Raw genomic sequence first — 13,029 nt, forward strand, 5'->3', positions numbered from 1 at the left:
GTTCATTAGCGTTGATGCCTGCCCTGAGTACCTGACCCAATGGCTGAAAAGAGACTGCTCGGTCACGGAAAAAAGGGCTGGAGAAACTAGTTGACGACCTAACGATTCCGCGCTATTTATTTAAAAAAATATTTCAATGTGTAATTTGAAATTATTTTTGAAATGCCTAAGAGCGAATAAAATAATGAAAAAAACGCCTTTTATCGCATGCATGATTTCTCGCAGCAGTCAGCGCACCGCTGCCGCATCGCCTACCGACTGTGTTCGGAGGCTGCCATGAGCCAGACGCTGGCAGCTGCGACCGTGTGGGCCGACGGCAAACGCCACCTGTGGTGGCTCGGCATTATGCCGCTGGCGACTCCCTTACTCTCCGGCGCCCTTGCCATCACCACAGGCGTGCAACAACTGTGGTGGGTGGGCGTGCTGGTGATCTTCGGCTTGATCCCGCTGATTGACGGCCTGCTTGGCGAAGACGTCAGCAACCCGCCCGAATCTGCGGTCAGCCACCTTGAATCCCAACGCTACTACCGCTGGATCGTCTACACCGGGGTGCTGTTTGTGATTGCCTCGGTGGTCATCACCGGTTGGCTCGCTGCGGGCGGTATCGACTGGATCATCAACGGCGGCCTGTTGCAGGCCACGGCCACCCTGGAACCGTCGAACTGGCTGGCCAGGACCGCCGCGTTCATCACCGTACGCACTGAACTTCACGGTGAAATCAGCTGGTTGACCTATGTGGGCATGGCCATGTCCACCGGTGCCGCCACCGGCATTGCCATCAACACCGCCCATGAGCTGGGGCACAAACCCAAGCCCCTGGAAGTGTTCCTGGCCAAGGTCACCTTGGCTCCGACCTTCTATGGGCACTTCTATACCGAACATAACCGTGGCCATCACGTCCGGGTCGCCACTCCGGAAGATCCGGCCAGCTCGCGCCTGGGTGAAAGTTTCTGGGCTTTCCTGCCGCGTTCGGTGTGGTTCAGCGCCGTGTCGGCCTGGAACCTGGAGCGCGAACGCCTGCGCAAACTCGGCCTGCCGGCCCTGCACTGGAAGAACGCGGTGCTCAGCGCCTGGATGTACAGCGTGGTGTTGTGGGGCGCAATGATTGCCTGGCTGGGGGCGGCGGTAATTCCGTTCCTGATTATCCAGGGCATCTACGGGTTCTCGTTGCTGGAAGTGGTGAACTATGTCGAGCATTACGGCCTCAAGCGTCAGAAGTTGCCCAATGGCCGTTATGAACGCTGCTCGCCGCGTCACTCGTGGAACAGTAATCGAATTGTCACCAATATCTTTCTGTTCCAGTTGCAGCGGCACTCCGATCACCATGCCAACCCCACGCGCAGTTATCAGTCGCTGCGTCACTTTGATGAATCACCGCAACTTCCCTATGGCTACGCCAGCATGATTGTCTGGGCTTATGTGCCGTACTTGTGGCGGCGTCGCATGGACCATCGTGTACTGAATCACTATGGCGGTGATATCAACCTGACCAATCTTCAACCGTCAAAACGCTTGAAGTACCTGGAAAAGTACAGCGGTAGTGCCAAGCCGTTTTGAGATGAAGTAAGCCTTCAGGGTGTACTCGGGATCTGTGTATCGCGCAGGTTCTGATCGCCCGGAGTATTGAGTGCAAGCACCTGGTTTGACCCTACAACAATAATTTCAAGGGAAGGACGTACACCATGCAAAGTTCTGCCAAGTTCACCGCCCACATCTTCTTGGCGGCCATGGGCCTGATTGTGTATCACCAGGCCCAGGCTGCGCGTATCGAACCCGCGGGCAGTGCCTTCACTGCACAGGGGCCTATCAGCTTTTCCAAAGGCAAGCTCATCAGTGCCGACTGCACCATCAAGGTAGCCGGCAAGGTTGCAGCCGATGGTTCATCGGTGAATGTCGACAAAGTCGAGTTCGACGGTGGCCTCAAGTGCAGCCGTGTCGAAGCCATCAACTTGCCTTGGGTGTTAATCGCCAAAGATACAAAAAGCGGCTCCATGTCGAAGATCAGCGTGGACGTGCATGCCTTTGGCCTGGGTGGCAAGTGTGGGCCGTCGACGGCCGACGGTACTTGGGATAACGCCACCGGAAAGTTGGAAGCCGCCGATGTTGCGATTGGCGAAGACTGCAAGATCAAGACGGTGTCGATCAAGATGCCGCCCAACTTCAAAGTTGTCGAATAACGCGTTCCAACGGTTGTAGCGGTAAATGCATTGAAATTTGGCTGGAAAGGGAAGTTCTGCAGTTTCACCGTGACCTCTCGATCATGGCCATTACCCCTGGCGAAATGAATCGCCATAACATGTGAGGAAAAACAATGAAAAGCTTGAAAACTCTCGTGTCGCTCTCTGCCTTGGCTGTTTGCATGGGGGCTGCTTCCATGGCCAATGCCTACAGCATCACGCCGGTTAATTCGAACTTTACGGCGCCTGGCACTATTTCGGTGAAATCACCGTCGTCCTATCAGGCCACCGTTAACTGCACTGCCAACTTTACCGGCAACGTCGACGCCACTGGCGTGGCCAAGATCACCGGGGTGACGGTGAGCGGTAGCGGCCTTTGCGCATTGCCAAAAATCACCGGGTTGCCATGGACATTGACCGCCACCGGCCCAGCGGCAGGTTCGGTCGCCAATGTCGGCTATACCATCGCCTCTTCTGTCCTGTACCCAGCCTCTAACTGTGGCCCATCGACCATCACCGTGGGCTACAGCGGTGGGGTGCTGACGGCGGCCAACCAAGGGCTCAGCGGCAGCTGCACCGTGGTGAGCTTGAGCGTGACCCCAAGCCCAACCTTCACCATCGTGCCTTGATGGCCGGTCGGAACACTGGGTTGATCACCTGCTGAAAGACTGGCGCCTTTTCCAGGCGCCAGTTCAGGCAGTGCCGGGCAGCAAGACGAACGGGCGAGGCCGGTTCACAGGGATAACAAAAAGGAGTGCCGCATGAATAATAAGAAACAACACGTGCAGGTTTTGCTGGGGCTGGCGTTGATGGGAGGGGTAACCGCCTTCATCGCGCCTGCACAGGCTGGCGGTTTTTCTACCCCGACCTACGGCGCACCTGGTTGGGGCAGGGCATTTGCCGGCGGCTCGTTGTTCAAGAACGACCCGAGCTCGGCTTATAACAACCCGGCCGCCATGGCGTTTGTCGAACACAATGTTGCGCAATTCACGGTCGACTATGCGCGCATCAAGATCAAGTACAAGGGCAGTGCCTCGGATTACGCCGGCAACCCGATTTCCAGTACGCCGTTGGACGAGAATGGTTTTCCCGATGGCGCAGCAACCGCTGTCAATAACAACGACGGTGGCCAGGGCGGCTTCACGGCCTGGCTGCCCACCGGCTTCATGGTGATGCCCTTGGGCGACCGGTTTGCCTTCGGCTTGAGCCAAGTGGTGCCACAGGGCATGCGCTCCACCTGGAATGAAGACTCCAAACTGCGCGACTTTGCCGTGGATACCAAAATCGAAACCGTCGGGTTGACGGGCTCGCTGTTGTTTAAAGTCAACGACCAGTTCTCCGTGGGCGGCGGCATGATCGTGCAGCACAGCAAGGGCTTCGTCAGCCAGAACGTCGACCTGTTGTCCGCTGCGGCAGTGTCTGACTCCGAGCTTGGCGGGATCAACTTCCCCTCAGACGTGGGCCATGCGCTGATGCGGGTCAAGGTCGACAATATTTCCACTGGCTGGTTTGCCGGCGTGGTGTGGAAACCCACCGAGCGCGACACCCTGGGCCTGAATTACCACGCCAAGATCAAAAACAAGATGACGGGTAAGTACAACCTGTACGCCGATCAGTTTTCCTACAACCTCATGACTCAGCCCAGCCCATTCGGGGGCACCGGTACGTTGGTCAACACCGCCTATCCTGGCCTGGAATTGGCCCCCAACGGTGCGCATGCCAAGGTTCAACTGGATATTCCTGCCACTGCGGGCCTGGATTGGGTGCATCAGTTCAACGATCGCCTGACCCTGGGTGCCAGCGTCACGTGGACCGAATGGTCGTCGTTCAAGGACTTGACCCTCGACTCCGGCGATATGCGCATTGTCTCCATTCCCTACAAATACAAAAACACCTGGATGTACTCCCTCGGCGGTGACTACCGTGCGACCGATGAACTGACTTTGCGTGCCGGCGTGGCTATCGACCAGACGCCTACACGTAACTCCACCCGCGATCCACGCATCCCCGATGGCGATCGTACGTTCCTTTCGCTGGGGGCTGGCTACGATGTGAAGGCGGTCAAGGGCTTGAGCCTGGATGTGGCCTATTCCCATCAGTTCGTGCAGAAGGTCAATCTCAAGACCAAAAACATCGACCGACTGGGCGGCGCAAGCCTGGATGGCAAGGCCGAGTCTTCGGGTGATGTGGTCAGTTTGTCAGCGACCTATGCGTTCTGACGGGGCCTGAGGACGATGACGGAGGGCGGCAAGCGCATCTTGCAGCCTTCCTCCGAGCTGTGTCTTTCTACAGGGCGGTGGTCTATTTCGGTGATGACCGGTTGAGGCATTCAGCCGTGTTTTTTTTGGTTTAACGATTAAATAAAAATTTCAAAACAAAATTTGAATTTGCTCTTTGAAGTTTGTAGTGTGGTTTTCAGCCGCAGCTCATGTCGAGCTGCCCACGCGTTTGCCACACCCTGAATCAAGTAGAGGTCTCCCCCATGCTTATCTGGTTATTGGTGGGTATCGCAGCAGCGATTGCCCTGGCTTACCGACAAGCCGCCGCCGCCCTGTGGCTAAGCGCCGGCATCGTCTGGCTGGCGGTTGGTTACCTGTTCAACGCGGTGGCCGGCCTGGGCCTTACTGTCGCGGCTTTGCTGGTGGTGCTGCCCGCCGTGGTGCTGGCAATCAAACCCCTGCGTCGCAAGCTGCTGACCGCCAAGGCCCTGGGCCTGTTTCGTACGATCATGCCGGCGATGTCCGACACCGAGCGTGCGGCCATCGAGTCCGGTACCGTGTGGTGGGACGCCGAGCTGTTCAGCGGCAAACCCAACTGGCAGCGTCTGCTGCAAGCCGCGCCGGCCAGCCTGAGCCCCGAGGAGCAAGCCTTCCTCGACAACGAAGTCGAAACCCTGTGCGACATCGCCAACGACTGGGAAACCACACAAGTCTGGCAGGACATGTCCCCCGAGGGCTGGCAGTACACCAAGGAGGCCGGGTTCCTCGGCATGATCATTCCCAAGCAGTACGGCGGCAAAGGCTTCTCCCACTATGCGCATTCCCAAGTGGTGATGAAGCTGTCGACACGCTGCTCGGCGGCAGCCATTTCGGTGATGGTTCCCAACTCCCTGGGCCCGGCCGAGCTGCTGCTGCATTACGGCACCGACGCCCAGCGCAACTACTACCTGCCGCGCCTGGCACGCGGTGACGACATCCCCTGTTTCGCCCTGACCAGCCCGTATGCGGGCTCCGATGCCGGCGCGATCCCTGACCTGGGCATCGTCTGCAAAGGTATGCATGAGGGCGAGGAAGTACTGGGTTTCAAAGTGACCTGGGACAAGCGTTACATCACCCTCGGCCCGATTGCCACGGTGCTGGGCCTGGCGTTCCGCGCCGAAGACCCGCAGGGCTTGCTTGGCGCGCCAGGTTCCCTGGGCATTACCTGTGCGTTGATCCCCACCTCTCATCCGGGCGTAAACAGCGGCCGGCGTCATTGGCCGTTGAATGCGGTCTTCCAGAACGGCCCAACCACCGGCAAGGATGTGTTCATTCCCTTGGAGTGGGTGATCGGTGGTCGCGAACAAATAGGCAACGGCTGGCGCATGTTGATGGAATGCCTGGCGGCAGGTCGGGCGATTTCCCTGCCTTCGGCCAACGTCGGCCTGGGCAAAGTGGCGGTGCGCGGCACCACCGCCTATGCGGCGATGCGCAAGCAATTCGGCCTGCCCATCGGCAAGTTCGAAGGTGTGCAGGCGCCATTGGCGCGCATGGCCGGGCATCTGTATGCCTGCGATGCGGTGCGCAAGGTGTCGGTGGCGTCCCTGGACGCCGGCGAGAAACCGTCGGTGATCTCGGCCATCGCCAAGTACCACGTCACCGAGCGTGCGCGCATCATCGTCAACGATGGCATGGACATCGTCGCCGGCAAAGGCATCTGCATGGGCCCCAATAACTTCCTCGCCCGTGCCTACCAGCAAAGCCCCATCGCCATTACGGTAGAGGGCGCGAACATCATGACCCGCTGCCTGATCATCTTTGGCCAGGGCCTGATTCGTTGCCATCCCTACGTGTTCCGCGAGATGGAAGCGGCGCACAACCCCGACCGGCGCAAGGCTCTGGAAGACTTCGACAGCGCGATGTTCGGCCATGTGAGTTTTGTCGTGGCCAACGCCGTACGCGCAGCGGTGCATGCTCTGACCGGCGGGCGCCTGATTTCGGCGCCGGCCAAGACCGACCCGGCGCTGGCGGCCTACTACCGCCAGGCCAATCGGCTGTCGGTGGTGCTGGCGCTGATCTCGGATATTTCCATGGGCGTGCTGGGCGGCGCCCTCAAGCGCAAGGAAAATATCACCGGGCGCCTGGGGGATATCCTGTCGCAGCTGTACATCCTGTCTTGCGTGCTCAAGCGCTTCGAGGATGACGGCAGGCCCCAGGCGGACTTGCCGCTGGTGCACTGGGCGGCCCAGGACGCCTTGTTGCGCGCCCACGAAGCCTTGGCCGAAGTGCTCGACAACTACCCTTCAAAGCCCGCAGCAGCAATGGTGCGTGCGTTGAGTTTTCCGTTTGGCATCCCGCAGCGCAAACCGTCGGATCGCCTGTTGGCGCAGGTGGCGGAGGTGGTGCAGACCCCTGGCGAGACCCGCGACCGGTTGCTGGCCAATTCCTACATCCCGCGTCCGGAAATCGACAAGCTGGCGTATGGCGAACTGGGGTTCCGTTTGTTGCCCCAAGTGGAGTTGATCGAGGCGCGGCTCAAACCCGCCATCAAGCAAGGTTTGCTCGGCCCGCTGCCGATTTCTGCCATGGCCTTCACCGACTGGCGCGTCAAGGCGCGGGCGCTGGACTTGATCAGCGACGACGAAGACGCCTTGCTGGCGCGCTATGTGGAATACGCCGACCACGGTATCCAGGTGGATGACTTTCCCCAGGACTTTGGTTTGCTGGAGGCTCTGCAGCAGCGTAAGCAGGCACTCGAGCCGGTGGCCAAACGGCGCAGCGTCCCGGTCAATTAAGAGAAAACCCGGTCCACCTGTGGGAGCTGGCTTGCCTGCGATGGCATCACCTCGGTTTGACTGACACACCGAGTCGTCTGCATCGCAGGCAAGCCAGCTCCCACATTCGATCGGGTTTACAAGGCACGTATGTGTTGTGAGTGAGTGCTTACCATGAGTGACAGCTACCTTTCGTTCGTCAATTCCCCCTGGGGCCGGCGCCTGGCCCAGGCCGTTGGCTTGCCGCAACCCTTGGCGCTGCAACGGCATCGCAGCGGCCAGGCCGGCCTGGCTAACCCTGTGATCATCGCCGGGGCAGGGCGCCTGCTGGCTTCGGTGCAGCGCATCTTCAGCGCCACCGACACCGTCGCCGCGACCCCGGCGACGCTCAAGGCACCGTCCACGGTCAAGGTGCAAGGCGCGGTGTTCGACGCCAGCGGCGTGACCGACCTGCAACAGTTGGACGAGCTCTACCTGTTCTTTCACAGCAATGCCAAGCGCCTCGGCCAGCATGGCCGGGTGGTGGTGCTCGGCACCGCGCCCGAACATTGCCACGACTTGCCCCAGGCCATCGCCCAACGCGCTCTTGAAGGCTTGGTGCGTTCGCTGGCCAAGGAGCTGCGCCGCGCGATCACCGTGCAATTGCTGTACGTGGCGCCGGGTGCGGAAGACGCGCTGGACAGCAGCCTAGGGTTTTTCCTGTCGCGCCGTTCCGCCTATGTCTCGGGGCAGGTGGTGCGCCTGGAAAAACCGGTCGATGGCCATGCCGCCATCAACTGGGACAAACCCTTTGCCGGCAAACGTGCCCTGGTCACCGGCGCCTCCCGTGGCATAGGCCTGGCGATTGCCCAGGTGCTGGCGCGCGACGGTGCCCATGTGGTGTGCGTGGACGTGCCCCAGGCGCAGCAAGCCCTGCAGCAGGCGGCGACCAGCGTGGGCGGTTCGGCGCTGCCCCTGGATATCACCGCCGCTGACACCGCCGCGCTGTTGCAAACCCATGTCAGCCAATATGGCGCTTTTGATGTGGTGGTGCACAACGCCGGGATCACCCGCGACAAGACCATCGCCAAAATGACCGAGGTCGCCTGGCGCAGTGTCCTGGCGGTCAATCTCGAAGCACCGTTGCAGCTCAGTGAGGCCCTCCTCGACAGCCAGGGCTTGAACCCCGGCGGGCGCATTGTGTGCGTGTCGTCGATTTCCGGCATAGCCGGCAACCTGGGGCAGAGCAACTACGCCACGTCCAAGGCCGGGGTGATCGGCCTGGTGCAGGGCCTGGCACCGCGTGCGGCAGCCCGGCAGGTCACGGTGAACGCGGTGGCGCCCGGCTTTATCGAAACCCAGATGACCGCCAAGATCCCGCTGATGATCCGCGAGGCAGGGCGGCGCATGAATTCGTTGTCCCAGGGCGGGCAACCCATCGACGTGGCCGAGACCATTGCCTGGCTGGCCCACCCCGCGTCGGGCGGGGTCAATGGCCAGGTGGTGCGGGTGTGCGGCCAAAGCCTGTTGGGAGCCTGACCGATGGACTACGTGACGCAGATTATCGACCCACCGCCGTCGCGCACGCAGTTGTTGCTCGACGGCCTGCGCGCCTTGCGCAAACCCAAGTTAGACGGTGCGCCGCCATTGCCAACAGCGCGCCTGGTGCGCAGCGCGGTGGAACTTTCGCCGCCCGGTATCGCCGCATACGCACGGGCGTGTGGCTTTCGTCGCGAGCAGGGCGTGCCATTGTCCTATCCCCATGTGCTGGCGTTCCCCCTGCACCTCCTGTTGCTGACTCGGCCGAGCTTTCCGTACCCGGCCAGTGGCATGGTGCACCTGGCCAATCGCATTCGTCAGCACCAGCGCCTGCACGAGGGCCAGGCGCTGCGCCTGGAGGTGTATTGCGAGCGCTGGGTGGCCCATCCGAAGGGGCAGGCGCTGAGCATCGCCACCCGCGCCTACAGCAGGGAAACCCTGGTGTGGGAAAGCGACAGCCTGTATTTGCGCCGTGATGTCAGCAACCCGGTGGGTGAACCCTGGAGCGACCCACTGCCGTTGCAGGAACACGGCCTGTTACGCACCCAGCGTTGGGTGCTGCCCGCCGACCTGGGGCGACGCTTTGCCAAGGTCTCGGGGGATTTCAACCCCATTCACACCTCAATCATCGGTGCCAAACTCTTCGGCTTTCGTCGCGCCATCGCCCATGGCATGTGGACCCTGGGCCGCGCATTGGCAGCGCAACAGCCACCCGGCGGGCTGGACCAGGCCGAGGCCCATTGCGACTTCAAATTGCCGATCTTCCTGCCCGGCCAGGTTGCCCTATGGGGCCACCCCGTGAGCGGCCCACGGCGCGAGTTCGAAGTGCGCAATTTCGCCGGGGACAAGCCCCATATGCGCGGGCTATTCATTTGCAAAGAGAGCCAGCAATGAGTGACTACAGTTTTACCCCAGCCCCGACCCGCCGCGTGGCGATTATCGGCGGCAACCGTATTCCATTTGCGCGCTCCAACACGGTGTATGCCCACGACAGTAACCAGGACCTGTTGGTCGCCGCCCTGCAAGGGTTGGTGGAGCGCTACAACCTGCACGGCCAACGCCTGGGCGAGTTTGCCGCCGGGGCGGTGATCAAGCACTCGCGGGATTTCAACCTGGCTCGCGAGGCGCTGTTGTCCACCACGTTGTCCCCGCAAACCCCTGCCTATGATGTGCAACAAGCCTGTGGCACCGGGCTTGAAGCTGCGTTGCTGGTGGCGAATAAAATTGCCCTAGGCCAGATTGAAGTGGGCATCGCCGGTGGCGCCGACACCACGTCCGACGCGCCCATTGGCATCAACGAATCCTTGCGCCATACCTTGCTTGCGGCCAATCGCGCCAAAAGCATGGGTGACAAGCTCAAGGCGTTGCTGAAAGTACGCCCATCGATGCTGTTCAAGCCACTGCTGCCGCGCAATGGCGAGCCGCGCACCGGGCTGTCCATGGGCGAGCACTGCGAAGAAATGGCCAAGCGCTGGCAGATCAAACGCCTGGCCCAGGACGAACTGACCCTCACCAGCCACCAGCGCCTGGATGCGGCTTATCAACGCGGCTTCTTCGACGACCTGATCAGCCCCTATCGCGGCTTGGCTCGGGACAACAACCTGCGCGCCGATATCAGTCTGGAAAAGCTCGCAGGCTTGTCGCCGGCCTTCGACCGCCAGAACGGCACGCTCACCGCTGGCAACTCAACCCCGCTGACCGATGGCGCCTCGGTAGTGCTGCTCGCCAGTGAAGAATGGGCCGCCGCCAATGGCTGGCCGGTGTTGGCCTACTTGCGCACCGGCGAAACGGCTGCGGTGAGTTTTGTCGACGGCACCGAGGGCCTGCTGATGGCGCCGGTTTACGCCGTGCCGCGCATGCTTGCGCGTGAAGGCTTGAGTTTTGCCGACTTCGATTTCTTCGAGATCCACGAAGCGTTTGCCGCCCAGGTGCTGTGCACGCTCAAGGCGTGGGAAGACCCGCAATATTGCCGCGAACGACTCGGCCTTGATGTCCCTCTGGGCAGCATCGACCGCGCCAAGATGAACGTCAAAGGCGGCTCACTGGGCTGCGGCCATCCCTTTGCGGCCACCGGTGGCCGGCAATTGGCGGCGCTGGCCAAGGCCATCCACGAACGCGGTGGCGGTCGTGGTCTGATCTCGATCTGTGCGGCAGGTGGGTTGGGCATCACCGCCATCGTCGAAAAGTAGCGCTATCAAAAACAACAATAAGGACACTGCCATGAACGCTATCAGCCTGGAACACACCGAACGCATCTGGTTGAACACTTACTTGCCAGGCGTGCCAGCGGACATTGATGCTGGGATCGAGGACTACCCGTCGCTGCGCGAAGTGTTCCTGGAGCACCTGGAAAAATTTCGTGAGCGGGTGGCCTATGTCAGCATCGGCACCGAAATGACCTACGCCGATTGGCGCACTCAGGGCATTGCCTTTGCCGCCTGGCTGCAGGGCCAGGGCGTGAAGAAGGGTGATCGCGTGGCCCTGATGATGCCCAACTGCTTGCAGTACCCGATCTGCCTGCTGGGCACAATCCTGGCCGGGGCGGTGGTGGTCAATGTCAACCCGTTGTACACCGCCCATGAACTCAAGCACCTGCTCAAGGACAGTGGCGCCGAAACCGTGGTGATCTTCGAAAATTTCGCGCATACCCTGGAAAAAGCCATGGTCGGCAGCAGCGTCAAGCGTGTGGTGGTCGCGGCCATTGGCGACTTGCTGGGCACCTTCAAGGGCGCGGCAATGAACTTCATCCTGCGCAGCGTGCAGAAGCAGGTACCGGCCTTCAGGCTGCCCGGCGCGCTGCGCTTCAACCAGGTGCTCAAACAGGGCAGGGCCATGCACCATTTACCGGTCAGCCTGCACCGCGATGAACTGGCCTTCCTGCAATACACCGGTGGCACCACCGGCGATGCCAAGGGCGTGATGCTCAGCCACCGCAACATCATTGCCAACCTGCTGCAAGCCAAGGCCTGGGTCGGTGACCAGTTAAACCTGCACAAGCAGGAAACCAATGTGACCTTGCTGCCGCTGTACCACATCTTTTCCCTGACGGTGAACTGCCTGATGTTCATGTGCCTGGGCGGACGCAATATCCTCATCGCCAACCCCCGGGACGTGAAGCGCGTGCAGATGATCCTGCGCAAGGAGCGCTTCAATGGCATTGCCGGGGTGAACACGTTGTTCAACGGCTTGCTGGAAAACAAGGAGTTCTGTGCACGGGACTTTTCCGACCTGCGCCTGGTGATTGCTGGCGGCATGGCCACCCACACCGCGGTGGCCAAGCGCTGGAAGGAAGTCACCGGGCTGCCGATCATCGAAGGCTACGGGCTGACCGAGTGCTCGCCCGTGGTGAGCATCAGCCCCATTGATATTTCACGCATGCGTGAGATGGAATTCACCGGCAGCATTGGCGTGCCGTTGCCCTCGACCTGGGTGCGCTTCGTACGCGAAGACGGCGTACTGGCGGACATTGGCGAGCAGGGCGAGTTGCAAGTTCGCGGCCCGCAAGTGATGCAGGGCTACTGGCAACGGCCAAAAGAAACCGCCGAGGTGCTGGACGCCGAGGGCTGGCTGTCGACCGGGGATATCGGCGTGATGGACGCACGTGGGTATATCCGCCTGGTGGATCGAAAGAAGGACATGATTCTGGTCTCGGGTTTCAATGTGTACCCCAATGAAATCGAGGACGTGGTGGCGATGCACCCGGATGTCGCAGAAGTGGCGGCGATCGGTGTGGAAGATGCCGTGAGTGGGGAGAAGGTCAAAATCATCGTGGTGCGCAAGGATCCGGCCCTGACCCAGGAGCAGATTCTTGCGCATTGCCGGGAATACCTGACGGGGTACAAGGTGCCAAAGTACGTGGAGTTTCGCACCACGGAATTGCCCAAGACAACGGTGGGCAAAGTACTTCGTCGGGCGCTGCGTTGATCTAAAGTGACGGATACCCAAGAGTGGAGGGGGATACCGTACCCTTAAACGCAAGCAGCGCAAGGTACGTGTCGACAATGGGAGGTTGTTCGATAACTAACTGCATGATGAGAGGATTTTTGAGGTGTTGGTGTTTTAGTTATTAAGGTTATAGCTAATGGGTATAGATGTCTGCAAGGTTTCACAGGTGTATTTAGAATGAAAGGTCTCTTAACTTAGGTGGCAGGGATGTTGCGGTTAACACTGCAATCGTGCCCTGAGGCACACTTAATGGAGATCCTTAAATGGTGAGCAAGAAATCGTCGGCCTTATTGCTTTCTGGCGCATTGTTTGGTGGTGTAATTGCTTCAACTTACGTGCGCGCAGAGACGCAGGTTTATAATCAACCTGGTACCCATTACTTCACCGCCCCACTAGGAGTTACAGTAAAAGTCACTG

Annotated in this window: 9 protein-coding genes; all 9 read left to right on the plus strand. The window is 60.3% G+C overall.

Going from position 1 to position 13,029, the window contains the following annotated elements:
• The first annotated feature begins 276 nt into the window (after positions 1-276).
• The 9 genes from GIW04_RS19605 (at position 277) to GIW04_RS19645 (ending at position 12,591) form a co-directional block, all read left to right on the plus strand.
• On the plus strand, positions 277-1,557 hold the full coding sequence (locus tag GIW04_RS19605; protein WP_120248374.1) for an alkane 1-monooxygenase: 1,281 nt from the start codon (positions 277-279) through the stop codon (positions 1,555-1,557).
• A gap of 125 nt (positions 1,558-1,682) precedes the next feature.
• A complete protein-coding gene (gene praA / locus GIW04_RS19610) occupies positions 1,683-2,177 on the plus strand; it encodes an alkane oxidation protein activator PraA (protein WP_003190762.1) in 495 nt (164 codons plus the stop codon).
• A 134-nt stretch (positions 2,178-2,311) separates the two neighbouring features.
• Positions 2,312-2,806: an alkane oxidation protein activator PraB gene (gene praB / locus GIW04_RS19615; protein ID WP_003190764.1), complete on the plus strand. Its 495-nt coding sequence runs from the start codon at positions 2,312-2,314 to the stop codon at positions 2,804-2,806.
• A gap of 132 nt (positions 2,807-2,938) precedes the next feature.
• Entirely contained in the window at positions 2,939-4,396 is a 1,458-nt protein-coding gene (locus tag GIW04_RS19620; protein WP_236479140.1) for an outer membrane protein transport protein, read from the plus strand.
• A gap of 263 nt (positions 4,397-4,659) precedes the next feature.
• Positions 4,660-7,170 (plus strand): acyl-CoA dehydrogenase, encoded by a 2,511-nt coding sequence (locus tag GIW04_RS19625; RefSeq protein WP_120248264.1) that lies wholly within the window; start codon positions 4,660-4,662, stop codon positions 7,168-7,170.
• A gap of 153 nt (positions 7,171-7,323) precedes the next feature.
• Positions 7,324-8,667, plus strand: coding sequence for a 3-oxoacyl-ACP reductase (locus GIW04_RS19630; protein WP_003190767.1), 1,344 nt, complete (start codon positions 7,324-7,326; stop codon positions 8,665-8,667).
• 3 nt (positions 8,668-8,670) lie between these two features.
• A complete protein-coding gene (locus GIW04_RS19635) occupies positions 8,671-9,561 on the plus strand; it encodes a MaoC/PaaZ C-terminal domain-containing protein (protein ID WP_120248263.1) in 891 nt (296 codons plus the stop codon).
• Positions 9,558-10,856 carry an acetyl-CoA C-acetyltransferase gene (locus GIW04_RS19640; protein WP_120248262.1) on the plus strand — a complete coding sequence of 433 codons (1,299 nt, stop codon included), beginning with the start codon at positions 9,558-9,560 and terminating at the stop codon, positions 10,854-10,856. Before GIW04_RS19635 ends, GIW04_RS19640 begins: the two co-directional genes overlap by 4 nt.
• A 31-nt stretch (positions 10,857-10,887) precedes the next feature.
• Positions 10,888-12,591 carry an AMP-binding protein gene (locus GIW04_RS19645; RefSeq protein WP_034135418.1) on the plus strand — a complete coding sequence of 568 codons (1,704 nt, stop codon included), beginning with the start codon at positions 10,888-10,890 and terminating at the stop codon, positions 12,589-12,591.
• Positions 12,592-13,029 lie beyond the last annotated feature (438 nt).

The organism is Pseudomonas sp. PA-4-8C (assembly GCF_021606625.1).
Classification (GTDB): domain Bacteria; phylum Pseudomonadota; class Gammaproteobacteria; order Pseudomonadales; family Pseudomonadaceae; genus Aquipseudomonas; species Aquipseudomonas lactis.